This is a genomic window from Cohnella caldifontis (assembly GCF_029360585.1).
Classification (GTDB): domain Bacteria; phylum Bacillota; class Bacilli; order Paenibacillales; family Paenibacillaceae; genus Cohnella; species Cohnella caldifontis.
In genome coordinates this window covers 33986-58398 of sequence record NZ_JAQZSJ010000009.1, presented here as the reverse complement: position 1 = coordinate 58398, position 24413 = coordinate 33986, and the positions used below count along the sequence as shown (strand labels likewise).

General features: G+C 59.5%; 24 protein-coding genes. 14 read left to right on the top strand and 10 right to left on the bottom strand.

All coding sequences use genetic code 11. The features are described 5' to 3' along the window. Positions 1–36 precede the first annotated feature (36 nt). Positions 37–678, top strand: coding sequence for a PAQR family membrane homeostasis protein TrhA (gene trhA, locus PTZ19_RS14125; RefSeq protein ID WP_276355565.1), 642 nt, complete (start codon positions 37–39; stop codon positions 676–678). A gap of 17 nt (positions 679–695) precedes the next feature. Further along, the gene (locus PTZ19_RS14120) at positions 696–1664 is read left to right on the top strand and encodes a metallophosphoesterase family protein (protein ID WP_276355561.1); all 969 of its coding nucleotides are present in this window, start codon (positions 696–698) and stop codon (positions 1662–1664) included. Here the strand turns inward: PTZ19_RS14120 and PTZ19_RS14115 are convergent. Next, complete coding sequence (locus PTZ19_RS14115; RefSeq protein ID WP_276355559.1) at positions 1642–1857, bottom strand: hypothetical protein; 216 nt, start codon at positions 1855–1857, stop codon at positions 1642–1644. The two genes, PTZ19_RS14120 and PTZ19_RS14115, sit on opposite strands and share 23 nt — an antisense overlap. 120 nt (positions 1858–1977) lie before the next feature. Between PTZ19_RS14115 and PTZ19_RS14110 the strand changes: the two genes are divergently transcribed. The 5 genes from PTZ19_RS14110 (at position 1978) to PTZ19_RS14090 (ending at position 6321) form a co-directional block, all read left to right on the top strand. After that, the gene (locus PTZ19_RS14110) at positions 1978–2121 is read left to right on the top strand and encodes a hypothetical protein (protein ID WP_276355557.1); all 144 of its coding nucleotides are present in this window, start codon (positions 1978–1980) and stop codon (positions 2119–2121) included. Positions 2122–2137: 16 nt separating this feature from the next. Further along, positions 2138–2308, top strand: a complete 171-nt coding sequence (locus PTZ19_RS14105) for a hypothetical protein (protein ID WP_276355554.1) — start codon at positions 2138–2140, stop codon at positions 2306–2308. 958 nt (positions 2309–3266) lie between these two features. Further along, positions 3267–3761 (top strand): DUF1904 family protein, encoded by a 495-nt coding sequence (locus PTZ19_RS14100; RefSeq protein ID WP_276355551.1) that lies wholly within the window; start codon positions 3267–3269, stop codon positions 3759–3761. Between the two features lie 192 nt (positions 3762–3953). Continuing rightward, a complete protein-coding gene (locus PTZ19_RS14095) occupies positions 3954–6020 on the top strand; it encodes an Ig-like domain-containing domain (RefSeq protein WP_276355549.1) in 2067 nt (688 codons plus the stop codon). 34 nt (positions 6021–6054) lie between these two features. Beyond that, positions 6055–6321 carry a DUF1294 domain-containing protein gene (locus tag PTZ19_RS14090; RefSeq protein WP_276355547.1) on the top strand — a complete coding sequence of 89 codons (267 nt, stop codon included), beginning with the start codon at positions 6055–6057 and terminating at the stop codon, positions 6319–6321. A gap of 65 nt (positions 6322–6386) precedes the next feature. Here PTZ19_RS14090 and PTZ19_RS14085 read toward each other — a convergent pair whose 3' ends face one another. The 3 genes from PTZ19_RS14085 to PTZ19_RS14075 all read right to left on the bottom strand — a co-directional run bounded on the left by PTZ19_RS14085 (position 6387) and on the right by PTZ19_RS14075 (position 8817). After that, the gene (locus tag PTZ19_RS14085) at positions 6387–7208 is read right to left on the bottom strand and encodes a hypothetical protein (protein ID WP_276355544.1); all 822 of its coding nucleotides are present in this window, start codon (positions 7206–7208) and stop codon (positions 6387–6389) included. A gap of 126 nt (positions 7209–7334) precedes the next feature. Continuing rightward, entirely contained in the window at positions 7335–7802 is a 468-nt protein-coding gene (locus tag PTZ19_RS14080; protein ID WP_276355541.1) for a bactofilin family protein, read from the bottom strand. A 1-nt stretch (position 7803) separates the two neighbouring features. Further along, positions 7804–8817: a M23 family metallopeptidase gene (locus PTZ19_RS14075; protein ID WP_276355538.1), complete on the bottom strand. Its 1014-nt coding sequence runs from the start codon at positions 8815–8817 to the stop codon at positions 7804–7806. Positions 8818–9009: 192 nt separating this feature from the next. Here PTZ19_RS14075 and PTZ19_RS14070 point away from each other — a divergent pair, with 192 nt between their 5' ends. The 4 genes from PTZ19_RS14070 (at position 9010) to PTZ19_RS14055 (ending at position 12598) form a co-directional block, all read left to right on the top strand. Further along, positions 9010–10104, top strand: a complete 1095-nt coding sequence (locus PTZ19_RS14070) for a ParM/StbA family protein (protein WP_276355536.1) — start codon at positions 9010–9012, stop codon at positions 10102–10104. Between the two features lie 157 nt (positions 10105–10261). Further along, complete coding sequence (locus PTZ19_RS14065; RefSeq protein ID WP_276355533.1) at positions 10262–10831, top strand: Uma2 family endonuclease; 570 nt, start codon at positions 10262–10264, stop codon at positions 10829–10831. Between the two features lie 300 nt (positions 10832–11131). Next, positions 11132–11458: a DUF2269 family protein gene (locus PTZ19_RS14060; RefSeq protein ID WP_339329330.1), complete on the top strand. Its 327-nt coding sequence runs from the start codon at positions 11132–11134 to the stop codon at positions 11456–11458. Positions 11459–11605: 147 nt separating this feature from the next. Next, a complete protein-coding gene (locus PTZ19_RS14055) occupies positions 11606–12598 on the top strand; it encodes a glycoside hydrolase family 130 protein (protein WP_276355530.1) in 993 nt (330 codons plus the stop codon). Positions 12599–12601: 3 nt separating this feature from the next. Here the strand turns inward: PTZ19_RS14055 and PTZ19_RS14050 are convergent, their stop codons facing one another. Further along, positions 12602–13516, bottom strand: coding sequence for an AraC family transcriptional regulator (locus tag PTZ19_RS14050; RefSeq protein ID WP_276355527.1), 915 nt, complete (start codon positions 13514–13516; stop codon positions 12602–12604). A gap of 135 nt (positions 13517–13651) precedes the next feature. Here PTZ19_RS14050 and PTZ19_RS14045 point away from each other — a divergent pair, with 135 nt between their 5' ends. The 3 genes from PTZ19_RS14045 to PTZ19_RS14035 are packed head-to-tail and all read left to right on the top strand — an operon-like array spanning position 13652 to position 17156. Beyond that, complete coding sequence (locus PTZ19_RS14045; RefSeq protein ID WP_276355525.1) at positions 13652–14581, top strand: ABC transporter permease; 930 nt, start codon at positions 13652–13654, stop codon at positions 14579–14581. 46 nt (positions 14582–14627) lie between these two features. Beyond that, positions 14628–15500 (top strand): carbohydrate ABC transporter permease, encoded by an 873-nt coding sequence (locus tag PTZ19_RS14040; protein WP_276355523.1) that lies wholly within the window; start codon positions 14628–14630, stop codon positions 15498–15500. 54 nt (positions 15501–15554) lie between these two features. Then, positions 15555–17156, top strand: coding sequence for an extracellular solute-binding protein (locus PTZ19_RS14035; RefSeq protein WP_276355521.1), 1602 nt, complete (start codon positions 15555–15557; stop codon positions 17154–17156). Positions 17157–17250: 94 nt separating this feature from the next. Here the strand turns inward: PTZ19_RS14035 and PTZ19_RS14030 are convergent, their stop codons facing one another. The 5 genes from PTZ19_RS14030 to PTZ19_RS14010 all read right to left on the bottom strand — a co-directional run bounded on the left by PTZ19_RS14030 (position 17251) and on the right by PTZ19_RS14010 (position 24338). Next, positions 17251–20484: an ATP-binding protein gene (locus PTZ19_RS14030; RefSeq protein WP_276355517.1), complete on the bottom strand. Its 3234-nt coding sequence runs from the start codon at positions 20482–20484 to the stop codon at positions 17251–17253. A 27-nt stretch (positions 20485–20511) separates the two neighbouring features. After that, positions 20512–21204 (bottom strand): response regulator transcription factor, encoded by a 693-nt coding sequence (locus PTZ19_RS14025; RefSeq protein ID WP_276355515.1) that lies wholly within the window; start codon positions 21202–21204, stop codon positions 20512–20514. A 367-nt stretch (positions 21205–21571) separates the two neighbouring features. Further along, entirely contained in the window at positions 21572–22753 is a 1182-nt protein-coding gene (gene nagA / locus PTZ19_RS14020) for an N-acetylglucosamine-6-phosphate deacetylase (RefSeq protein ID WP_276355512.1), read from the bottom strand. Next, positions 22750–23478, bottom strand: coding sequence for a glucosamine-6-phosphate deaminase (gene nagB / locus PTZ19_RS14015; protein ID WP_276355509.1), 729 nt, complete (start codon positions 23476–23478; stop codon positions 22750–22752). Before nagB ends, nagA begins: the two co-directional genes overlap by 4 nt. Next, entirely contained in the window at positions 23475–24338 is an 864-nt protein-coding gene (locus tag PTZ19_RS14010; RefSeq protein WP_276355506.1) for a MurR/RpiR family transcriptional regulator, read from the bottom strand. Before PTZ19_RS14010 ends, nagB begins: the two co-directional genes overlap by 4 nt. Positions 24339–24413 lie beyond the last annotated feature (75 nt).

The window sequence follows — 24413 nt, the reverse complement described above, 5'->3', positions numbered from 1 at the left end:
AAATCGTCAGACATCCAAGAGAGGCGGGAAAGCATTATGGCGGATACGCATGTGTACACGCGAAGGGAAGAAGCGGCGAACGCCGTCACCCACGGCATCGGAACGGCGCTCAGCATCGCGGGGTTGGTCGTCCTGATCTCGTTCGCGGCATGGAAAGGGACGGCATGGCACGTGGTGAGCTTCACGGTTTACGGGGCGACCATGGTGCTGCTGTACCTCGCATCGACGCTCGTCCATTCGTTTCCGGAAGGCAAAGTCAAAGATCTGTTCGAAACGTTCGACCACTCGTGCATTTATTTGTTCATCGCGGGCACGTATACGCCGCTGCTCCTGACCGCGCTCCGAAGCCCGCTCGGGTGGACGCTGTTCGGCATCGTTTGGGGGCTTGCGGCGGGCGGCGTCGTGTTCAAGGCGTTTTTCACGAAAAAGTTCCTCGTGCTGTCCACCTTGTTCTATGTCGGAATGGGCTGGCTCATCGTATTCGCCTGGGCGCCTCTGCAAGCGGCGCTGCAGCCCGGCGGAATCCGGCTGCTCGTGGCCGGCGGTCTATTGTACACGGTAGGCGCCGTATTTTATGTATGGAGGGGTTTCCCCCATCACCACGCGGTATGGCATCTGTTCGTGATGGCGGGCTCGGCCTGCCATTTTTTCGCGGTGCTGTTGTATTTGCTTCCGTAGCGGGAGGAGGCTGACGGATGGCGGGAGCGCTGCGCTTCCGGAATGACGGTACGTTCACGATCGTGCAGTTCACCGATTTGCACTGGCAGAACGGGGAACCGAAAGATCTGCGGACCCGCGACCTCATGGAGCGGATCCTGGAGGCGGAGCAGCCCGACCTGATCGTCTTTACCGGAGACTTGATCTACGCTCCGAATTGCCGGGACCCCAAGCGATCCCTGCGGGACGCCCTCGCCGTGGCGGAGGAAAGCGGGATTCCGTGGGCTGCCGTATTCGGCAACCACGACGCGGAAGGGGCGGCGAGCCGGCCGGAATTGATGGCTGCCATGCGGGACATGCGCGGGTGCCTGGCGGAGAGCGGGCCGGCGGACGTCCACGGAACGGGCAACTACTTGATTCGTTTGGAAGACAGGAGCGGGAGGACGCGGAACGCGTTGTATTTCGTGGACACCGGGGCGTTGTCGGAACTCCCGTGGGTGCCGGGCTACGATTGGGTGAGAAGGGACCAGATCCGCTGGTACGCGGGGGAATCCGCCCGGCTGACCGCCGGAAACGGCGGAGCCGCCGTTCCGTCGCTGGCGTTCTTCCATATCCCGCTGCCCGAATACGCGGAGGTATGGCGGACGCAGGTGTGCTACGGCAGAGGATACGAGAGACCGGGTTGTCCCCGGGTGAATTCGGGTTGGTTCGCCGCCTGGTCGGAACTCGCCGACGTGGTCGGGGCGTTCTGCGGGCACGACCACATTAACGATTACGGCGGCAAGCTGCTGAACACTTGGCTGTACTACGGCCGGGCGAGCGGCTACCAGGCTTACGGTCTATGGAGATTTGCGAGGGGAGCGCGGGTCATCCGGCTGAGAGCGGGCGAGCGGGAATTCGATACCTGGGTAAGGCTGCACGACGGGCGCGTGATCGACAAACCGCCGGTTCACAGACCTTGGCGGCATTGGATCGGGGAGAAACTCAGGAAACCGTTCGGCCGCTGACCCGGGGTGAAAATAAACCAGCGCCGTCGCGGCTGCCTTGTCGGCGGCACAGCGTTCGGCGCTGTTCGGCTTTGTCGTTTCGTTTGACCTGCGTCATCGGTTTGCGGATCCATTCCCCGCGCAGCAGCTCCGGGTTGAGACGGCCTGCCCTTTCCCGTTTCAGGCGGGCTTTTCGGTTTTTGCTTTTGGACATCTTTCGATCACCTCTTCGTCCACTATACGATATTGCCGCTGCGGGAGCAACCGAGATGCATAGCCGCGGATTCCGCCGGGGACAATACGGGGCAGGATTGGAACGCGGAGGGATCGTTCGGTGACGTATACGTGCGAAGATTGCGGACAGGAATCGGAAACGGCGCATACCGTTACCCTGTATGACGACACGGGCGTGGAAGACCGGTTGCAGATTTTATGCCCCGGCTGCTACGATGAATGGCTGCAATCCATCAAAGGGTGACAAAGGGGGAATAGGGATGAGCAACAGCATTGACGCGATCCGGGCCGATCAGCAGAATTTCCTGGACGAGACGGAAGACGAGGTCAAAGAGGTGCCGGCCAGCACGAACGGCGGCGAAGCGGTCGAAGCCATGGTGGCGCATATCAACAAATACGACGAGCCCGAGGAGAAGGAGATCCGGGAGTAATCCGGATTCCGGGATCAGGGTGCCAAGAGGGAGAACCGGCCGCGAGGCCGGTTTTTCGGCGTTCGTTCGCATTCTCTACCGACAAATCGTCGCAATAACGCACGTCGTGCTCTTTTCTGCACGCCCCACCAACAAACCGTCTCAATAGCGCACGAGATGCTCAATTCTGCACGCCCCACCGACAAATCGCCGCAATAACGCACGTCATGCTCAATTTCGCACGTACCGCCGAAAAATCGCCGCAATAGTGCACGTCATGCTCAATTCTGCACGCCCCACCAACAAACCGTCTCAATAGCGCACGTCATGCTCAATTCCGCACGTCCCACCGACAAATCGCCGCAATAGCGCACGTCATGCTCAATTCCGCACGTCCCACCGACAAATCGCAGCAATAGCGCACGTCATGCTCAATTCCGCACGTCCCGCCGACAAATCGCCGCAATAGCGCACGTCATGCTCTACACGGCCTGGAGAAGGAATGGAAGTCCTAGATTGTTTGCCCCTACGCGCTGTTGTCCGACTTTCCCGTACATCGCCCCGCATTTTCAGCAGAATCGCCTCCGTTATCCGACTTTCCCGTACATCGCCCCGCATTTTCAGCAGAATCGCCTCCGTTGTCCGACTTTCCCGTACATCGCCCTGCATTTTCAGCAGAATCACCTCCGTTGTCCGACTTTTCCGTACATCCACTCGCATTCTCAGCAGAATCGCCTCCGTTATCCGATTTTTCCGTACATCGCCTCGCCAGGCAGCATCCACACCGACGCTTTGAACAGCCATCTTGCCTCATCGGCGACTTACGGCGGATCTCCCGGCGCCCGAATGCCTCCCGCTTGATTTTCGTCCCGAGGATTTGACGCCTGCTTTGACGCGCGGCCGGATTCGGGTATGATAGTTTCGGAAGTTTGAAGATTCCGAGAAACGCCATCATCGGTTCGAAGGAGATTCGGGAAGCATGCCACATCTGACCTTTCGGGGAGTTTCGGTCGAGCAGGTTAAGGCCATCAGCGTTACTCTGGCTGCAGAGCTTGCGGAATTGTGCCGTTGCCCCCGGGAAGACATCTTGCTGGAAGTGTCGCACACGACGGCCGTCGTACAAGGGGAAACCGCGGTATCATACCCTTTCGTGGAAGCGGCATGGTTCGACCGCGGGGAGGAAATCCGCGACCGCTTCGCGGAAATCGTGGACCGGCACCTGCGGCAAGCGGGCATAGCGGAATCGGAGATCGCGTTCCGCATCTATCGTCAGGACCACTATTACATCAATGGCCGGAGAGCGGGAGAATGCCGGGAGGAGAAATCCGCCGCCGAATGGACGAAGGAGCTTGCGGCCGAGCGGGAGGAGAACGCCCGGCTTCGCGAGTCGCTGCGGAAAGCGGCGCGGAAAACCGCGGCTCCCGGTTCGGACTCCTCCATGTCCAGCAAATTGCGGGACGCTCTCCGCGAGTAGATCCGAGACGTCGAGCCGACTCCATCGACTCCGGTACCGGGAGGATGGGGTCGGACGGCTGGGACAAGCCTGCTCCGTTATGTCTCATTTTTTAAAAAAATTTGGTGGGACAAGAAACAAAATGTATCTATCGTGCGTCTCATTGGTTACCTGCGGCTCGCAAGGGTACGCAAAACCAAAGGAGGTCGCGCGATGAAAAGGTGGATGACCGCACTGCTGGCGATGCTGCTCTTTTGCGGCATTGCGGCTCCGGCAGCAGGAGCGGCGGATTTGACCACGGAGCAGAAGTTCGAGACGCTCAGGCAAAAAGGGATATTTTCCGGTTTCAGCGACGGATCGGCCGGGTTGTACCAGTCGATGACCCGCGAGCAGTTCGCGCAGGTGCTTTACAAGCTTCTGGATCTTCCCGATCCCGTCGGGAAGTCGAGCTATTCGGACGTTCTTCGGACCCGTTGGTCCTTCCAGCCGGTGGAAGCCGTAACCGACGCGGGGCTGATGGTCGGAACCGGCTACCGGAAATTCAGCCCGGAAAGCCCGGTAACGGTCGAGCAGCTGGCCGCCGTGCTGGTCCGCTCCTACGGTTGGACCGACGGCTGGAACACCTTCGTGTCCGGCAAAGTATCTCCTTGGGCAAGGGCGTCGGTGGCCATTGCCTTGCAAAACCAGCTGATTCCGCAAATGAAGGACTATACGATCGAGGCCACCCGAGGCTTGCTCGTGGAAGCGGCTTACGCGGTGTATGAGAAGTCGAACGGCGGCAAGCTGTACGCGTCCTCCGTCACTCCGATTTCGAGCCAGCAGATCCAGGTGAATTTGAGCCGACCGGTCAAAACCGTCGATCAGACGCATTTCCGGCTTCGCGACGTTTACGGGCTGGAGTATAACGTTTTCGCCGCGGTGCTGAGTTGGGATGGACTGACGGTGCAGGTCTACACCGAACCGCAGTTCGCGGGCCGTTCTTATTCGCTCTACGTGGACGGAATTCCTTGGGCGTTCGTCGCCAAGTCCGATGACCAAGCCAAACCGACGGTCTCTTCGTTCACCCGGGTATCGGACGACACGCTGGAGCTGACGTTCTCGGAGCCGGTCGAACGGACGACGGCCACGAACCGCTCCAACTACACGTTCAACAACGGGCTCAAAGCCAGGGGCGTTCAGTTGTCGAACGACAACCGCAAAGTGACGGTGACGACGTCAAATCAGGACGAAGGCGTCAAGTACCGGCTGTACGTCCAGAACGTCAAAGACCTGAACGGCAACGTGATGGACGATTGGAGCACGGAGTTTTCCACCGACGGCAAGTCGCCGGTCGCCTCCTTCAAATTCAACGAATCGACCGCGAGGATTACCGTCTCCTTCAGCGAGAAAGTGAATGCGGATGCCGCGCGGAACCTCGACCATTACAGCTTCGACAAAGGCTTGTATCCCGTGAAGGCGGAGCTCTCGGGCGACGGCAAAACCGTGACCCTGACCACGTCGGACCAGAAGGACGCGACGGTCTACACGCTGACCGTGTCCGGCATCCCGGATTTGGCCGGGAACCGGATGGCGAAACAAACGTTCCAATTCGCCGGGGTCGCCCATCCCTCGTCGCCGGTTCGGCTGTCCTCCATGCAAGCGGTCAACGAGAACACGATCGAGATTACGTTTAACCGGTCGTTAAGCGATTCGGACGTCGCGAAGCTGAGAACCGCCGTGCTGACCGACAACGGCTCCTCCGTATCCATGTCCGGATGGCCGCAGCCTTACCAGGCGCTGAAGCCGAAGAGCGACGGCAAGACCGTGACCGTGCAATTCCGGACCGGAAAGGACGCGAATCCCCATCTGTTCCGTCCCGGACACCTCTACACGGCCCGCGTGACCGGCATCGACAATCTGGATGTCACGGATAACGACAACGTCGGCCGTTTCGCCGGTACGGAGGTCGACAATCCTGCTCCGCGCGTGACGAAAGTCGTGGCGCTTGACGACGATACGGTCAAAGTCTACTTCAGCGAGCCGGTGAAAAACGTGAGCAAAGAAGCGTTCAAGATCGACAAGAAGAACGGGGACAAAGGCGACGTGAACGTCACGGGAGTCAAAGGCATCGACAAGAACGATGTCGTGACCGAAGCGGTTTTGGAACTCGAACCGGAACTGAGAGACCAATCCTATATCATGACATTCATATCGGATACCGTGACGGACGCCGCCGGATGGAACGGATTCCAGACCCGAGACGGATCGAAAGCTTACGCCGTGGAATTCCGGGGTGTATAATAAGGTTTAACCCGATACGGCGGAGGACACGGACTTGCAGCAAGCCTTATGGATTTATCTCGCCTTTGTGAACGCGCTCGCCTACCTGCTCATGACCCTCGACAAATCGAAAGCCAGGAGAGGCGCCTGGAGAATCCCGGAACGGACGCTGCTGCTCGCCGCGGCGGTCGGCGGCGCCCTGGGCGCTTGGATCGCCATGCGGACCCGCCGGCACAAAACGAAGCATGCCGTTTTCGCCGTCGGCATCCCGTTCCTGTTCGTCCTCCAGGCCGCCCTGCTCGTCTGGGTCTACGCGCGATGACCTCCCGATCCAAATGAAAAACCTCGATTTTCGGCCTCCAGGGGCCGGGAATCGAGGTTTTCGCTTTATCGGGACGAGACAAGCAGTCGGAACAATCGCTCGGCTTTCTCCGGATGCGCCGGCTGGGCCCGGATCGCGAGGATCGTTTTTTCCCCGGAGTTTTCCGCGATGCTGCCTTGAAAGACGGGATTGCCGGTCATATCGACGCCATAGGGACGTTCGGCCGTCGTTTCTTCCGCGACGGCGCTCCGAACCCGGCTTGCGTCTATATTCAGTTCCGGCCAATCGCTCAAACTGTCCAGCGGGAGAAACGCTCCCTGCTTGGCCAGCAGATCGAAATTGGGTTCGTCCAGGACCATGAGGTCGAGTTTCTCGGTCATCAGCGTCAGCATCGCTTTCTGCTGCATGGCCATGTCCTCTTGCGATTTGATCTCTCTCGGAACGTAGGCGATGCCGACGTCGATCCGTTTCCATTCCGGCATGAGCCGGAGCAGATTCTCCGAGAGCTTCGGATCGGATCCGTCAAAGCTGAAATAATTCCCGTACATCGTGACCGTGACGTCGAGCGGCGGTTTGTTCGCTTCCTCGTTTTTGCGGTCGATGCAGCCCTTGACCGTGAAAGCGGTCACCAGAATGATGAGGATCGCCGCGATGACGTGGATTTTATAATAATAGAAAAAGTAGGACAGCTTGCTCTGTTTTTCCTGGGGGGCGTCCTTCTCGGCCTCGTGGCCGATGATTTGCTTGTAGGCCCGGTTAATCTCGTCAAGCTCCACCTGCCGGGAACGGGCTTTCTTCAGAAGCAGGAAATACCGCTGTTCCACCTGCTCCCGCGACGCGTCTTCCGGCAGACCCAGCGTTTCGTAGGCCTTCTTCAAATCGTCCATGCCGCTCACTCCATTGTTGGCTTCGCAAGAAAAATGGTCTCCCTATGAATCATACACGAAGCCCGGAAGAACGTGCAAATCGCCTCGAACCCGCAAGGCGGGCATCGGGGCGACAGAGGAAGGATTCTACCAGGACTTGTACGCTGCGGCGGTTTTCGGTTCCTCGAGGGGAGAGGCGCCGCCCCCGTGGTCTTTATTCTCGGATTTGGCGGTTCTCTCCTCGGCGGCGCCCGCGGATTCGCGGGCCGTCTCCATGCGGCTGGAGCCCTGGAACACGCCGCCCGCTTCGATGGACAGCTCTTGCGCGGTCAAATTGCCGTGAAGCTGCCCCGACGCTTTGATCGTCAGCTTGCCGGAAGCGGTCACGTTGCCGGTCACATGTCCGGCCAGGATGATATGGCGGGCTTTGATATTGGATCGGACCGAGCCGTTCTCGCCGATCGTCACGTCGCCCGTGCACTCGATGTCGCCGGTCAGGTGGCCTTCGACGCGGATGCCGGCCTCGGACTTGATCTTTCCTTCGAAATGGGTGCCTTCCCCGATCAAAGTGTCGGTCATGTTCGGATCGATTTTGCTTTTCTTGTTTTTGAACATGTCAGTCGTCCTTTCTGTCGGTCTGGAGATAAGGTTTCGGATCGACGTGGGTCCCCTTCACGTAAACTTCGTAATGCAGATGGGGCCCCGTGCTTCGCCCGGTGGAGCCCATTTCGCCGATGATCTCGCCTTTGCGGACCTTGGCGCCGGGCTTGACCAGGATTTTGCTCAGGTGGGAGTAATGCGTCGTGAGCCCGTTGCCGTGCGAAACGAGGATGTTGTTGCCGTGGTCGCCGTCCCGCCCGGTATGCGACACGACGCCGTCCGCCGTCGCGTACACCGGATCCCCGGTATCCCCGCTGATGTCGATGCCGGCGTGGAACCGGGCCCGATGCGTGAAAGGATCCTTGCGCACCCCGAACGTCGACGTGATTTTGCGGGAGTCTACCGGCCAGATGGTCGGCGTAGCCATCAGTTTCTTCTGCTGTTTCAGGACGGCGTCCTTCGTTTCCTCCAGCCGAGGCTTCATCTCCTCGATCCATTGGCCGAGATCGGCGAAATTTTGCCGGGTTTCCTCCACCATGTCCGCGATTTCCCCGTCCGTTACCGGCAACTCTTCGCCCCCGGTTCCTCCGTCCATGGCGTACCCTTCCGATTCGGCCGCGGTGCCTTCCCCGGAACCGGCGGAGCCGGAAGACGGCTTTTCCAGTCCGGCGATTTGCTTCAGCTGGGTTTCCAGCTTGCCGATATCCGCCATCTTGTCCTGGATCGATTTCGCCTGGTCGGACAAGTCGGCGACTTCCGTCTGGAGGTCGCCGATGTGGCGGTCTTTATCGGAAATGATTTGCTCGTACTTGCCGGTTGCGTCCGCCAGTTGATGCTTCAGGCGGGCAACCTCCGTTTTCCGGTCGCCGTACAGCACCAGGGCGACGGCGGCCGAGATCGTCACGATCGCGACCGCGATCAATGCGCCGAACAGCCAACCGGACGACAACCGGAACCGGACGACTTGGCTGTTCGCGTCCGGAATGACCATAAACGTGAATTTTTGGCGGTTCCACTTCAAGAACTTCATGAGGTTCCTCCTGCGATTCTTGCGCGTTACGATTTCATTCATTCGACTCGAAGCGGCAAATTTCCTTTATTTCGGAGAAAAACATGCGAATCTACTACTGAAAAAGAAGGAATTTGTCAGGACGAGGCGAAATCTGTAAGGTAGCTTGTTGATCACCGGAGGATCAAGGCAGGATCAGGAGGTCGGACTTGGATGTTGAAATTGGCAGGTCTCGATATCGGCAACGACAGCGTGAAGCTCGTCGTCAGCGGAACGAACGAGCCGATTATCATTCCCAGCGTCGTATCGCCGGGCTACGAGCGGCACGTGCTGCAGGAGGAAGATTCCCCGCTGAAGGCGCTGGACGTCATGGTGTACAGCCCTAAGCTGAAAAAGAAAAACCAGAGGTATTTCGTCGGCATGCTGGCCTCGGAGGATCAGGACAACGCGGAGCTGGAGGAGACCGATAACAAGGCGACCAGCGACCAGGCGCTGATCGTGGCGCTGACCGCGCTGGCCTACGCCAGCGTGACGGGCGTCGCCCAGACGTTGCAGCCCGGGGAGACGGTCGACCAAGTGGAGTACGTGCTCGGAACCGGACTTCCGGTCCGAACGTATGCGCGCTATCATCAAGTCCTCGAGGAACGGCTGGTCGGGGAGCACGAGGTGACGTTCCTTTCGACGCCGAAGCTGCGCGGGCGGACCGTCCGCGTCCTCATCCGCCGCGCGATCGTGTCCGTGGAAGGGGCGGCGGCTTTGTTCCATATGGCGACGCACGAAAACCTGCAGGTGCGGGACGAGGAACTGTACTACGGCTGCATCGGGGTGTGCGAGATGGGCGCGCTGACGACGGATTTCCCGGTCGTCAAGCGGATGAGCATCGACAACCAGTTCAGCACGGGCGAGCAGTTGGGATTGGCTTCTTACCTAGACGGCATCATCCGCGACGTGGAAGACCAGTACGGCTACCGGTTCGCGAGCCGGACGAAGCTCATTCAGCGCATTCGCCGCGGCGAATTCCTGATCCAGCGCGTCGGCGAAGGCCAGGCGGACATCCGGCCGATCGTCGATACGTACTTCAGCCGCGCGGCGCAGAAAATCGTGGACCTGATCCGCAAGCGCTGGAAGAAGTATCCCGACATTCAATGCTTCTACGTGCTGGGCGGCGGCGCGGCCGCGCTCAGGCCGTACATACTCGACGCCGCCGAGAACATGCGCCTTCGGTTCGTCGAGGACAGCGAGCTTCAGAACGTCTATGGGTACCTGAAAATGGCCCGCAGCAGAACCTCGAATACGGAAGCGATTTGACGAGGTCACGCATAAGAGACGAAGAGCGCCCTTTCCATTCCTGCTCTCAGGAGGGAAGGGCGTTTTTATTTGTCGAAGGAAAGGCAAAATCTAGAAAATGACCATGAGAATGGTATACTGGTGTTAATAGAATCCGAACGGACGAGGAGGTTGGCCTATGAGCGGGGAGAAGTCGCCTAAACGGCCGGCGAAAGTCAAGGAACAGCAGGGAATCTATGATATTCCCGAACGGTATGAAATCATAGGAGGCGTGCGTTACGATTTTCTGTCTTCGCCAATATTCGTGCATCAGAAGATTTTAACGAACCTTCATCTCGCTTTTCACGGCGCGTGCAGTTTGGAGGGCGAGATCATCTTGGCGCCGATGGACGTCCATTTCGATGAAGAGAACATCGTGCAGCCGGATTTGATTTTCGTCGCGGCATCCAACCTGGGCATCATCCGCGACGGCTACGTCTTCGGCGTACCGGACCTGCTGGTCGAGATTTTGTCCGACAGCACCGGCAGCCGCGACAAAACGCTCAAAAAGAGCCTCTACGAACGGGCTGGGGTCAAGGAATATTGGCTCGTTGACCCGATCTACCGCACGGTCGATCAGTTCGTGCTGGAGGACGGTCGATATCGGCTCGCCGCGACGCTGGCCGAGCCGGATTTCCTTGAATCGCCGACGATACCTTGCTTGTCCGTCGACTTAGTCGCGATATTTCCCAAGGATTCGAGACAGTAGGGTCATCCGAGAGTACATCCCATTAACCGGCTCCGGGCGGAAATTCGTTATTCTTCCCCCTTGACGGTCGGCTTTTCTCAAACTAATATTTATTTATCAATAAATAAAAAACGGCCGGAATCGCGATATCCGGTCAATGGAGGTAGGAAGACGAATGGACTTGTTGCTGTTTCTTCATGTCGTCGGGGCGATGCTGCTCGTGGGCAATATCGTTACGGCCGCTTTTTGGAAGGTCAGGGCGGACGCGAAGGGAGATCTTCGGGAGATCTTCGGGAGATCCATGGCGCGGCGAAGAACGTCATGCTGGCCGATTTCGCGTTTACGATTCCCGGCATTCTCCTGCTGATCGTCACCGGAGCCTTGATGGCCGAGAGAGCCGGATATTCCTTAGCCGGCTTCAATTGGCTCACGTTGTCCCTCGCGTTGTTCGCGCTTACCGGCGTCATTTGGGCCGTCCTGCTGCTTCCCTTGCAGCGAAGCATGATTCGCCTCAGCGCCCAGGCGTTGGAGAAAGGCTCGCTCCCCGAAGGTTATCGGAAAGCGAGCCTGTCGTGGGCCGTATTCGGCACCTTGGCCGTCCTGCTGCCGGTCGTCATCCTGTACCTGATGGTCTCGAAGCCGATCTGACCGATGGCAGCAAAGGAAGCGGATGTAAAAAGTGGGATGAAATCGTTTAATTTTGTCCTATCGGCGGTTCGGAAACGGGATAGACTTCTGGATGAAGTCTATCCCGTTTTGCACGGGTATACCTACTGCCGATAAGGAGTTTGATTCATGCAGCGCATCCCGGACTTGGTATCGAGCCCCCTGATTGCCAGATACGCCAACAATCCCATTCTGACGTCGGATGACGTCCCGTACCATCCGGCGTTGGTGTTCAACGCCGGCGTAGCCAAGTTCCAGGGCAAATACGTCATGGTTTTCCGCAACGATTACGGGGATGCGGAAACGCAGACGCTGCTGCCCACCAACACGACGGACATGGGGCTGGCTTTCAGCGATGACGGCATTCGCTGGGTCGTTCGGCCCGAACCTCTCAGGCTGCTCGACGGCGGCGAAGCGATCCGATGCTACGATCCCAGGCTGACCGTCATGGACGGACGGTGCTACATGTGCTTCGCGGTCGATACGCCGCATGGCGTACGGGGCGGCATCGCCGTCACGGACGACATGGAGAGATTCGAAGTGCTCAGCCTTTCGGTACCGGACAACCGGAACATGGTGCTGTTCCCGGAAAAAATCCGGGACCTTTACGTGAGGCTGGAACGTCCGTTTCCCATCTACGGCCGCGGAGGCATTCACCGGTTCGACATCTGGATTTCCGGTTCTCCCGATCTGCGGTATTGGGGAGATTCGGAGCTTCTGCTGGCCGTCGAGGCTGTCCGCTTCGCGAACGACAAGCTGGGGCCGGCCGCTCCGCCGATCAAGACGGAGAAAGGGTGGCTGACGCTGTTCCATGCGGTGGACCTCGATCCGGCCCGCGGCAAGAACGGATGGGAACCTTTCTGGAAAAAAAGATACACGGCCGGCATCATGCTGCTGGACCTCGACGATCCGCGCCGGATCGTGGGACGCTGCACGAATCCGCTGCTCGTGCCGGAAGCTCCTTATGAGAAGGAGGGTTTCCGCAACGACGTCATTTTCCCCGGCGGCATGATCTTGGAAGACAGCGGGGAAGTGAAAATCTATTACGGCGCGGCGGATACCTGCGAATGCTTGGCCACGGCCCATGTGGACGATTTGATCCGCCTCTGCTTGGAGTCCTGATCCCTAACGGTCGGAGCGGCTCTCCCGCTGCCGTTCCGGCTTTTCCCCCGCTTGGCGGCGTTTGCGGTATTCGCCGGGCGTCAAACCCTTGGCGTCCCGGAAAACCCTGGCGAACACCTTGTAGGAGCTGAATCCGACTTCGACGGCGATCTCCAGGATGCTCATGTCCGTCGCCGCCAGCAGGCTGCAGGCATGCCGGAGGCGGATGTCATGCAGCAGGTGCAGGAAGCCGATTCCTGCGTGCTTCTTGATCTCCGCGCTCAGTCTGGAGGGATGGAGGCCGAATTTGGCGGATAGCTCGGAGAGCGACAATTCCTCCCGGTAATGGGCGTGGATATACGCGATCACCGGCCAGACCGAGCCGGACCGGCCGAAATCGGGTTCGTCCGCATCCGCCTCAGGGGCGCGGGCTTGCTGCTCCCGCTGGAAATGGATCAGCGCTTCGTGCATTTTTACCAGCATCAATTCCTGCCGGTATGGCCGCTCTTGCCCGTATTCGTCCAGCATCTCGGCAAACAGGCGTTCCACGGACGCCATGCGGGTCCCCTCCAACTGGACATACGGCTGACGCTGTTCCACCTGAAGAAACCGCAAATGGCGAGCCCCTTGTTTCGACGACAGCGCGAGCAACTCCATTTCGAACATGCAATTGTAGAGCCGGATCGGCGTCGGGGAAGTGGTCACGATATCGTGTACCTGATAAGGAAGCAGCCAGGTGAACGTCCCCCGGCTCATCGGATGGCGCACGCCGTTGATCGTTTCGTAGCCTTCTCCTTCCACCACCAGGGAGCATTCGAGGAAATCGTGGCGATGCGCGGGAAAATATCGGCGGACTTCGTTCAGGGAGATGTAGAAGGGAAAATCCGGGGAAATCATTTCATAGTCGGAGAGATGCTTATTCATGGGGTAGACGGTCATGTAAGCGCCCCCATCGGCTTAAAAATTTAGGATGAATTTATAAAATTTAGAGATTTCGATAGCGATATTTTAGTATACGCTTTCGACAGAAGCAATTCCGAGATTGCGTCATCAAGCGAAACAAGGGGGCATCTTATGCCGAGTTCACGTTGGGCGGGTTGGAAAGACGGGCTTCGTTATTTGAACCGGAAAAAATACTTGTATCTCATGCTGATTCCCGGCGTGGCCTATTTTCTCGTCTTCAACTATATCCCCATGTACGGCGTCGTGATCGCTTTCAAGAACTTCAACTTCGCCAAGGGTATCCTCGGAAGTCCCTGGATCGGCTTCGAGAATTTCAAGTACATGTTCGGACTGAGCGATTTCTACCAGGTGTTCTGGAATTCGTTTTCCCTCAGCTTGCTCCGGCTCGCCTTCGGGTTTCCGTTCCCGATTTTGCTGGCGTTGCTCCTGAACGAGATGCGCAACCGATCCTACCAGAGAATCACCCAGACGGTCATCTATTTGCCGCACTTCATTTCCTGGGTCGTCATCGGCGGGATCCTGGTCAATTTCCTGTCGCCTTCCTGGGGCGTTCTCAATCTGTTTCTAAAGCAAATGGGCTTCGAACCGGTCTTTTTCCTGGCGGACACCGCCTATTTCCGTCCGCTGGTCGTCCTGAGCAGCATCTGGAAGGATTCCGGCTGGGAGAGCATTATCTACTTGGCCGCCATCTCCTCCGTGAATTCGGAGCTGTACGAAGCCGCGAGCATCGACGGAGCGGGCCGATTGAAGCGGCTGTGGCACGTGACGCTGCCCGGCATCAAATCCACGATCGTGATTCTGCTGATCCTCCGTTTGGGCATGATCATGAACAACGGCTTCGAACAGATCTTCGTGCTGCAAAATCCGATGAACCTCGAGGTTTCCGAGGTATTCGAAACTTACGCCTATCGGGTCGGAATCTTGGGAGCGAGATTCTCCTTCGGCGCGACGGTCGGATTGTTCACTTCGGTCATCGGCCTCGTCTTCCTGCTGGCCAGCAATCGGATCGCCAAATGGTTGAAGGAAGACGGAATCTGGTAGAGTCGGGCTTCCGTCCGCATCCGTTCCCATCAAGGAGGTACCCGCAATGAAAATCAGATCGTTCGGCGACAGGCTGTTTGACGCCTTCATTTATACGGTGATTACCCTGTTCGCGCTGGCCTGCTTGTTTCCGTTCTTCTACGTTGCATCCTTCTCGGTCACGCCCTACGCGGAATACTTGCAGAATCCGTTGAAGCTGATTCCGAGCCGGCTGGAGTTCGGGGCCTACAAGCAAATCGCGGAAATGTCGCAAATGTGGACCGGATACCGGAATACGGTCATCATCACCGTAACCGGGGTCGCGATCAACATCTTCCTCATGCTGATCACCGCCTATCCGCTGTCCAAAAAGGATTTGAAGGGCCGCAACGCGATCTTGTTCCTGATCACCTTCACGATGTTCTTCAACGGCGGGCTGATCCCCAATTTTTATCTCGTAAAGTCGCTTCACCTGTATAACACGCTGTGGGCCTTGATCCTGCCCGGCGCCCTCGGGGCCTATAACCTGCTGCTGATGAAAAATTTCATCGGCGCCATCCCGAAGGATCTCGAGGAATCCGCGTTTATCGACGGCGCCAACGAGTTCAAGGTGCTGTTCCGGATCATCGTTCCGCTGTCCAAACCGGCAATCGCGACGTTCGTGATTTTCCATGCCGTGACCCAATGGAACACGTTTTTCTCGGCGATCATTTATACGTCCAAAAGAACGTTATGGCCTTTGATGCTGATCCTTCGGGACCTGGTCGTCGATGACGGCGGACTCGCCGCGTCCGATCTGAACGGCGGCCAAGAGGGCGTGACGGTGTTCACGCTTAAGATGGCGATCATCATTTTCTCCACGCTGCCGATTTTGCTGGTCTACCCGTTCATGCAGAAATATTTCATGAAGGGGCTGCTCGTCGGCTCGATCAAAGGTTAAACCTGCAGATTCCTGCAGATTTAATACAAAAATACGGACAAGGAGTTGTAAAGGATGAAAAAGGCGGGCAAAAAAGCGTTCGGTCTTCTGATTTGCGCGATGTTGCTGGGCTCGGTGCTGGCCGCATGCAGTTCGGAGAGCGACGCGGAGAGCGGAGGCTCCGCGAGCGCTCCCGCACCGGCGTCCGATTCGTCGGCCCCGGCTTCGGCTTCGGCGTCGGAGAAACCGGTCACGATCCGAATATTCAACCGGGTCAACGCGCAGGTGGTCATCGACGACAACCCGGTGATCAAGGAAGCGGAGAAGCTGGCGGGCGTCAAGCTGGAAGTGGAAGCGCCCCCGATCAACAATTACCAGGATAAGCTGCAGGTCATGATGGCGTCGGGAGATCTGCCGGACTTGATCTACAACTGGGCCGCCGCCGACTCCAACATGGAAACGTGGGCCGCGAACGGGCTGCTCGCTCCCTTGGACGACAAGATCGGGAATTACCCGAACCTGATGAAAAACATCACGAAGGAAATGTGGGATTCGGTCAAATCCGTGAACGACGGGCATATTTACCTGATTCCCCGGCCCAACATCGTGAATCATTGGGGCTACATGATCAACCAGACGTGGCTGGATAAGCTCGGCCTGAAGGCTCCGACCACGCTCGACGAAATGTTGGACGTTTGCCGGGCGTTCGTCAAAAACGATCCGGACGGCAACGGCAAGCCGGACACGTATTGCCTGTCGTTCTCCAATCCGACGCTGGGCAACAACACGATCTGGAACGCCTCCAACTTCCTGGCGTCCGCATTCGCCCTGCCTACCGCGTACGGCGTCAAGGACACGGATGGTCAGTATAAGCTCCGGGAAAAGATGACGGGCTACCTTCCTTACTTGACCTACTTGAAGCAGTTGAACGACGAGAAGCTGATCGATCCCGAATTCCTGATCAACAAAATCTACGTCGACCAAGACAAGCTGAACCAGAACCGCGTCGGCATCATTTATTCCCATCAATACGGGGTCATGGGCAACCTGAGCAAAAACCCGGATTCCGACAAGCTGTTCACCTACCACGCCCCGCTCAAGGACAAAGACGGCGCGGCGCACAGCTGGGTGGGGCCCGCCATCTGGGGCGGCTGGATGATTTCCAAGGATTCCAAAAACGTCGACGCCGTCCTGAAGTTCTTGGATTGGGGCAACACGCCGGAGGCGACGCAGCTGTTCCAGCTCGGGCTGAAGGGAATGACGTACGACAGCTATGATCCCGCGACGAGGGCGGTCTCCAGAACGCCCGATCAGGCGGCCCGGCTGGCGCAGACGACCAGTACCTACATGACGGTCGCCAATGCAATCGACGGTAACGCATCGATCATCGAAGGCGCCGACACGCCGGAAAGAATGCAGAAGTTCAACGACCAGCTGAACGCCGCCATGCAGCAGATTAAAGTCGTCAACGTCCCGGGGGTCCGTTCGCCGAAGATCCTGAACCTGAACAACTCGATCCCCGATCTGGTGAAGAAGAAGGACGACGAAGAAATGAAGTACGTTCTCGGCAAGATCACGCTGGAGCAATACCGGTCCTTCCTGGAAAAGGAATGGTTCCCGGCTACGGCCGACGCGGAGAAAGAATACGTGGATTACATGAACCAAGTGGCGCCGTAACCCAACCCGGAGGTTGAGTCCCGGATCCATGGCGATGGCGGTTGAGTCGAACGGACTCAACCGCCTGTTGCCTCTCCGTTCGGGAATGAGGAATTCAATCGCCCTGCTCCACGTAACGCGCTTGCGCCCGCCAGTCCAGCGGGATGTCGATCGACAGGAGGGAGCCGCGTTCTCCCGTAGACGTCAGCGAAAGCGTTCCTCCCAATTGCTGGACGTTCTCTTCCATCGCCGTCATGCCGAACCCGAAAGCCGTTCCCTCCGGGATCGGCTCTCCGTCGTTGGCCAGGCGGAACAGCAGCTTGTCGCCTCCTTGGGTCAAGGTGAACGTGAACGAGCGGCTTTTTCCGTGGCGGATGCCGTTGGTCAGCCCTTCGAGCAGGGCGTGGTAGATCGTCCGTTTCTGCGTCGAACCGAGCGCCGGCAGCGCGGCGATGTCGGCCTCGATGCGGACGTCCGCCGATTCTTCGGTTTTCCGGATCAGCCGCATGAGCGTCACGGACAAGTTCTCGCTGGAGCTTTCGAGCTTGAGCATCCGGATCGACTCGCGGATCTCCTGCAGCCCTTTGCCGACCAACTCGCGGGACGTGTCGAGCTTCGGGACGGCGTGCTCGTACCGGCCGTGGGCGATCAGCATCTTGGCAGCTTCCATCTGCGCGATGCAGGCGGTCAGCGTGTGACCCACCGTATTATGGATGTCGAAGGCGATTCGGTTTCTCTCCTCGAGCACGGAGGCTTCGGCCATCGCCTGCGCCGATTCCCGCATGGCGGCCTGCAGCTGGAGGTGGGTCTCCTCGAGCTCGCGGGTGCGTTCCCGCACTTTGCGTTCGAGAGACCCGGTCAATTCGGCCAATTGGAGGTGCATCTCGATCCGGGCGATCAATTCGCGTTTGGCGACCGGCTTGATCAAATAATCGTTGGCCCCCGCGTCGAACCCTTCCACGAGATCGTTCACCTGGTTTTTGGCGGTCAGGACGATGACGGGGAGCTCGGCGGGCGTGTATTTCTCCCGGATGCGGCGGCAAAGCTCGTGCCCGGTCATCCGGGGCATCATCTGATCGGTGAGCACCAAATCCGGCCGAAGCCCCTTCTCCATCAGCCGAAGCGCTTCCGCTCCGCCCGCCGCTTTCACGAGGGTGTAAGGCTGGGCGGCCAAAAAGTTGGTCAGCACCTGAAGGTTAACCGGGTCGTCGTCTACGAGGAGCAGCGTCGTCTCACTTTCGCTGCGAGCCGATACGCGGGGAGCCGCCGGTTCCGTCGCGACGGCGGCGTAAGCGGCGCCGGGCGGCTCCCCGTACGCGTTCTCCGCCGGCTGAAGCGCGGGCGCGAACGCCTGCGCCGGGGATCGTTCGGCAGGCGGGGCGGCATCCTGCAGCTCCCGGTCCGCGACCGGCAGCGTGAACGTGAAGATGGAGCCGCGTCCCGGCGCGGAGACGAGACCGACTTTTCCGCCGTGCAGCTCGACCAGTTTTTTCGTGATGGCCAGGCCTAGTCCCGCACCCCCGTATTCCCGGGAGGCGGATCCTTCCCCTTGCTCGAACGGCTCGAAAATTTTGTCCTGTTTGTCCGCCGCGATTCCGATCCCGGTATCGGAGACCGACACGTAAATCCAGCCGTCGTCCACCTCGGCGGAGATTTCCACTTGTCCCTTCTCCGTGAATTTGAGCGCGTTGCCGACGAGATTGTACAGGATTTGCAGCACCCGGTTCTCGTCCGCCGCGGCAAGCGGCAGGCGGTCGTCGATCCGGTTGGCGAGCCGGATGTCTTTCAGGACGGCGAGAGGCTGCAGCACGTTCGCCACGCTGTCCCCGGTCCGTTTCAGATCGACGCCCTGGATGACCAAAGAGACGTCGGCATGCTTCAGCTTGGAGAAATCGAGAATGTCGTTGATCAGGCCGGACAACCGTTTGCCGCTGGCCACGACCATCGCCAAATTGCTGCGCGCCAGCTCGTTCAGCGGTCCGGCGACCCCCTCCAGCAGCGACTCGGTGATGCCGATGATGCCGCCGAGCGGGGTCCGGAGCTCATGCGACGTGTTGGCCAGGAATTCGTCCTTCAGCTTGTCGAGCTCTTCCAGCTTGCGGTTCTTGTCCTCCAGCTCGCGCGAGTAGCTGTGGACCTGGCGGTGCACTTCGTTCTCCCGCAACAGGATGATGGAGCCCATGCAGCACAGGAACACGAACAATCCCGTGAACACGGGCAGCTGGTCGTCGCGGACATACGGCTCAAGCCAGGGCAGGTGCCGGGACAAATACGTCCTCAGTTCGGGAAAAATCAGCAGCAGGGACGTCAAGAACGTCGAGATGTTGGACACGGCATAGCCGAACACGATGATGGCCGATTCCCGGCTCGGCTGTTCCTTGATTTTACGGGAGTGCAGCCGGACGGAGGAGAAAATCAGCATCAGGAACAGCACCGGGAACAAATCGTAAAGAAGCGCGTGATAAAGCCGGTTGTCCCACCACCCGACGCCGAAGCAGACGAGGGTGAAGGCGAGCATCCAATAGCGGACGGTACGGTGAAAACGGGTCGCTCCGCCGTACAGGTGGTTGAAGAAACCGTTAAACGCGAAAGAACCCAGCGGCAGCATCAGCTCGTGGAAATAGATCAAGGTCGGCACGTGCACGAACAATCCCAGCGCGAACGTCCGGCACATCGCGGCGTAGGCGGCGCAAAAAGCGAGCAGGCTGAAATACGAATACAGCTTTTTCCGCGTATTGAAATAAAATAGGCCCGCCACGATGCAGAGCAGCGTGAAAATGACGCCGAACAGCATTTTGTCGCCGTCTTTGTGCAGGATCCGGACGATGAAGTCGGCGGCGTTGCCGATTTGGATCGTTCCGGTTTTGATTTTGCCGTCGTCGGAATAGACCCGAAGCAGCAGCGGTTCTTCGGGGTAGCCGAACGAGAACGACACCAGCTTCCACTCGAAATGCTCCAGCAAGCGCGGGTTCATGGGGTCGAAGTTGGTTTCCGCGAGCAGCTTCTCATTATAGTAGGCCTGGTAATGCCGAAGGTCGCTGATGAACAGATGGGGATCGCGGTACGGCTCGGCATGGATGTCGATTTTCAGCCAGTAGTAACCGGGCCCGGAAAGGCGGGGCTTCGCGTCCTGAAGCGGGGTCCACTCGGTGCTGATCGACGTGGGGTTTTGGATGGCGGACAGCGGAAGGTCGCCTTCGTGATACTGCCATTCCGGGCTGCCGCTCAAATTGGTGAACCGGGCATTGGTCGTATCGTTCAGAAACAGGAGCGGGACGGACCAGCCTGCGATCAGCAGCAGGACAAGGCCCGTCCTCAGCATCCATTTTTTCAGCAGGGCGGACAGCACCGAAGCAGCAGCCTCCGTTCGGAAGGATCAGTTTTTGGGGGACAGCCATTCCCGGAGCAGGTTGACGGCTTTCAAGCGGTCGTTGACCCCGATTTTGCTGTAGATGATGCTGATGTAGTTGCGGATCGTCCCTTCGCTGATGAAGAGGCGGGCGGCGATTTCGCGGTTGCTCTTGCCTTCGGCCATCAGCTCGACGATTTTCCATTCGCGTTCGGTGAGCCCGGGATCCTTATCCGGCGCAAGCGGGGATGCAAGGCCGGGGGCCGCATGCGAACCGGCGGCGAGCCGGGCGGCCAGCTTGGCCGAAATCGCGGTCGGCATGAGCAGGGTCCCGTCGATGGTGTCGCGGATCGCGGAAATGATTTTATCGCCGGGCAGGTCCTTAAGCAGGAAGCCGCCGGCGCCGCCGACCAGCGCGTCGATGATGTACTCGTCCTCCGGGTAAGTCGTCAGGATCAGCACTTTCGTATTCGGGTAGTTCGCGCGGATTTTGCGGGTGCATTCGATCCCGTCCATTTCGGGCATCTGGATGTCCATCAGCACGAGGTCGGGGCGTTGCGAATCTACCAGTTCAAGCGCCTTGCGTCCGTTCTCCGCCAGTCCGACCACTTCCATGTCGTCGGACAGATTGATCATCGTCTGGAGGCCGTCGCGGAGCAAGCGTTGGTCGTCGGCGATCACGATTCGGATCATCGGTCTCCCCATTTCCTGGTTGTCCATGGTTCTTTGGCTCCATTATAAGCGAAAATGTCAATATCTGCTGAAAAATGTGTAAGGGAGGGAGGGGAAGGGCGCGAGTGAGCAAAGGGTGAAACTCCAATCTAGGCGTCGAAAGTAGGCGGGCGGCACTGCAGAGGGAGAAACTCCCCCCTGCGGCGAAACGGGCGGCTAGAAAATGGTGCGTCGAGAGAGAATGCGCTAGGAACGTGCCGAGCGGCGGTGTAGGCGGATGTTGCGTCAGAAGGACGTTCGACTCGACATCGGTGGCGTGAGCGAAAACGAACAACCCGCGGATTCCCTCGATCCGCGGGTTGTTGTCGTTACCGGGGATGTTGACGCGGAATGCCGATCGACAGCGGCTCCGCCGTCAAGCCAGAATGTCCCGCCCGCCGACCCAGACCCGGCGCAGCTCCAACGAATCGTCCAGCAGCAGGACGTCGGCGCGCTTGCCGGTCTCGAGCGTGCCGACCGAGCCGTCCATGCCCAGCTGGCGCGCCGCGTTGGCGCTGGCCATCCGGCTCGCCTCGGCGACGCTGACGCCGATCTCCCGCACCATGAACCGGAACGCGTCGATCATGGTGAGCGTGCTGCCGGCCAAGCTTCCGCCGTCCTTCAGCCGCGCGACCCCGCCGGCCATCACGACGGGCAGCCCGCCGAGGTCGTACTCGCCGTCGGGCATTCCCGCCGCGGTCATGGCGTCCGTCACCAGGATGACGCGATCCGTGCCCTTCGCGGCAACCAAGAGCTTGATGCCGGCCGGATGGACATGGTGGCCGTCCGCGATGACTTCCGCCATGATCCGGTTGTCGGTCAGCACCGCCCCGACCGTGCCGGGCTCGCGATGATGGTAGGGCCGCATGGCGTTGAACGTGTGCACCGCGTGGCGCAGCCCGTGATCCGCCGCTTTCCCCAGTTCCTCGTACACGGCGTCCGTGTGGCCGCAGGCCGGGATCGCGCCGATTTCCGCCAGCTTTTCGATATACGGGATCGCGCCCTCCGTCTCCGGAGCCAGCGTCTGCATTTTGATCAGCCCGGGATAGGCCCGGGCCCAATCCTCCAGCCAGTCCAACTGCGGCGGCAGGATATAGTCCGGGTTCTGCGCGCCTTTCCACTTGAGGCTGACGAACGGGCCTTCGATGTGGACGCCGATCAACCGGGCGTAAGGCATCTCTCCCCGCATGAACCGGTCCACCCGTTCCAACACGCGGGTGAGCCGGTCTTTCGGGGCGGTGAGCGAAGTCGCGAGCATCCCCGTCGTCCCGTGTTCTCCATGGAACCGGGTAATGGCCCGCAATTGTTCCGCGTCGGCGTCCATGAAGTCGAAGCCCGCTCCCCCGTGCACGTGCATGTCGATAAAGCCGGGCAGCACCCATCCGCCCGCGCCGTCGATTTCCCGCCCGCCGGCGGCTTCCTCCGGCAACGGCGACTCCTCGCCGCCGATCCCCGCGATTTTCCCGTCCTTCATCCAGAGCCAGCCGGCTTCCAGAACGCCGGCCGGCGTCACGACCCGGGCGCCGGCGACGATAACCGATTCCGCGGCCCCGCTCATGACAGCTTCTCCGCGGCCGCGCGGTCGAGCAGCACGACGAGATGGGGATGCGTCTGCAGCAGCGAGGCGGGGCAATCGGTCGTGATCGGCCCCTGAAGCGCCCGCCGGACGATGTCCGCTTTGTCGGCGCCTTTGACGACGAGCAGGATCGTTTTCGACTTCAGGATCGTGCCGACGCCCATCGTCAGCGCTTGGCGCGGCACCTCGTCTAGGGAGGGGAAGAACCGGGCGTTCGCTTTGCGCGTTTCCTCGGCGAGATCGACCACATGCGTGCCTTTGATCAGCGCATGCGCCGGTTCGTTGAAGCCGATATGCCCGTTATGGCCGAGCCCCAGCAGCTGAAGGTCGAGCTGGCCCGCATCCTCGATCCGCTCGTCGTACCGGCGGCACTCCGCTTCCAGGTCGGGCGCGTTGCCGTCCGGAATGTGCGCCTGCCCGCTCGGCAAGTCGATATGCCGAAACAGATGCTCATTCATGTAGGCGCGGTAGCTCTCGGGGTGGTTTTCCGGAAGGCCGACGTATTCGTCCAGGTTGAACGTCGTCACCCCGCGGAAGCTGAACATGCCCCGCTCGAAGTCGCCGACCAGCTGCTTGTAAATGCCGACGGGCGTGCCGCCCGTCGCCAGGCCCAGCACCGCCCGGGGATTCGTCTGCACGATGCCGGAGATGATGCCGGCCCCCGCTTCGTTCAATTTGTCGTCGGAATCGTATACCCAAACGTTCATCGCGGTTGTTTCTCCTTTTTGCTCGTATATTTGCGCACCGTCTGGAACGAACGCTCCAGGCGGGGGACATACTCGTCGAAATGCTCGCTGACCAGCCCGGTAAACAGGATGTCGACCACGTGCAGCGCCGCCATGCGGGAAGCCATGTCCCCCCGCCGCATGCCGGCTTCCGCCGTCGACGTGAACAGGGAGACGTCCGCCATGGAGGCGAGCGTGTTCGTGCCGAACCCCGTGATCGAAATCGTGAGGGCTCCCCGTTCCGCCGCGCTGCGGAGCGAATGGATCGTCTCCGGCGTTTCCCCGGAATAGGAAATGCCGATCGCCGCGTCATTCGGCGACAGGGAAGACGCCGAGGTCAGCTGCATGTGGGGGTCGGAGAACGCGGCGGCCGCTTTGCCGATCCGGATGAGCTTGCTCCAGAAATCCTGGGCGACCAAGCCGGACGTGCCGGAGCCGTACAGGTCGATCCGCGCGGCCCGGTGCAGGCCGCCGATCGCCCGCCGGAGCTGCTCCAGGTCGAACAGCCGGGTCGTGTCGGCCAGCGAGCGGAGATGGTTGGCCGTGATCGCGTGGACGATGTCGGGGAGCGGATTGCCGGCCACGATGTCCTGATACTGCGCGGGCATGGGCGAACCGGCGAGCTCGGCCGCGAGCTGGCGTTTGAATTCGGGGAAATTCCGGAAATGGAACGTCCGGCAGAACCGCGAGACCGTCGAGGTGCTGCCGCCCGCGCGGCGCGCCAGCTCCGTGATGCTCAGCTGCACGGCTTCCCGGGGCTGCTCGAGCATGAAGGCCGCCAGCTCCCTTTCCTTCGGGTGCAGGCTGTCCATGTTCTCCCGGATCGCGGAAAGAATGCTCAAAACGATCGTCTCCTCAAGAAAATAAATTTCCTACATATACTTATTTCCGCGAAAATTATTTTCCTATCTACACAT

Excerpts from the sequence above, each read along its gene's own strand:
- PTZ19_RS14025 (WP_276355515.1), bottom strand. The coding sequence starts at position 21,204 with ATGGACAACCAGGAAATGGGGAGACCGATGATCCGAATCGTGATCGCC.
- PTZ19_RS14040 (WP_276355523.1), top strand. The coding sequence starts at position 14,628 with ATGAAAATCAGATCGTTCGGCGACAGGCTGTTTGACGCCTTCATTTAT.
- PTZ19_RS14085 (WP_276355544.1), bottom strand. The coding sequence starts at position 7,208 with ATGGACGATTTGAAGAAGGCCTACGAAACGCTGGGTCTGCCGGAAGAC.
- PTZ19_RS14070 (WP_276355536.1), top strand. The coding sequence starts at position 9,010 with ATGTTGAAATTGGCAGGTCTCGATATCGGCAACGACAGCGTGAAGCTC.
- PTZ19_RS14115 (WP_276355559.1), bottom strand. The coding sequence starts at position 1,857 with ATGTCCAAAAGCAAAAACCGAAAAGCCCGCCTGAAACGGGAAAGGGCA.
- PTZ19_RS14055 (WP_276355530.1), top strand. The coding sequence starts at position 11,606 with ATGCAGCGCATCCCGGACTTGGTATCGAGCCCCCTGATTGCCAGATAC.
- PTZ19_RS14065 (WP_276355533.1), top strand. The coding sequence starts at position 10,262 with ATGAGCGGGGAGAAGTCGCCTAAACGGCCGGCGAAAGTCAAGGAACAG.
- PTZ19_RS14060 (WP_339329330.1), top strand. The coding sequence starts at position 11,132 with ATGCTGGCCGATTTCGCGTTTACGATTCCCGGCATTCTCCTGCTGATC.
- PTZ19_RS14120 (WP_276355561.1), top strand. The coding sequence starts at position 696 with ATGGCGGGAGCGCTGCGCTTCCGGAATGACGGTACGTTCACGATCGTG.
- PTZ19_RS14100 (WP_276355551.1), top strand. The coding sequence starts at position 3,267 with ATGCCACATCTGACCTTTCGGGGAGTTTCGGTCGAGCAGGTTAAGGCC.
- PTZ19_RS14035 (WP_276355521.1), top strand. The coding sequence starts at position 15,555 with ATGAAAAAGGCGGGCAAAAAAGCGTTCGGTCTTCTGATTTGCGCGATG.
- PTZ19_RS14080 (WP_276355541.1), bottom strand. The coding sequence starts at position 7,802 with ATGTTCAAAAACAAGAAAAGCAAAATCGATCCGAACATGACCGACACT.
- PTZ19_RS14095 (WP_276355549.1), top strand. The coding sequence starts at position 3,954 with ATGAAAAGGTGGATGACCGCACTGCTGGCGATGCTGCTCTTTTGCGGC.
- PTZ19_RS14050 (WP_276355527.1), bottom strand. The coding sequence starts at position 13,516 with ATGACCGTCTACCCCATGAATAAGCATCTCTCCGACTATGAAATGATT.
- PTZ19_RS14045 (WP_276355525.1), top strand. The coding sequence starts at position 13,652 with ATGCCGAGTTCACGTTGGGCGGGTTGGAAAGACGGGCTTCGTTATTTG.
- nagB (WP_276355509.1), bottom strand. The coding sequence starts at position 23,478 with ATGAACGTTTGGGTATACGATTCCGACGACAAATTGAACGAAGCGGGG.
- nagA (WP_276355512.1), bottom strand. The coding sequence starts at position 22,753 with ATGAGCGGGGCCGCGGAATCGGTTATCGTCGCCGGCGCCCGGGTCGTG.
- trhA (WP_276355565.1), top strand. The coding sequence starts at position 37 with ATGGCGGATACGCATGTGTACACGCGAAGGGAAGAAGCGGCGAACGCC.
- PTZ19_RS14075 (WP_276355538.1), bottom strand. The coding sequence starts at position 8,817 with ATGAAGTTCTTGAAGTGGAACCGCCAAAAATTCACGTTTATGGTCATT.
- PTZ19_RS14105 (WP_276355554.1), top strand. The coding sequence starts at position 2,138 with ATGAGCAACAGCATTGACGCGATCCGGGCCGATCAGCAGAATTTCCTG.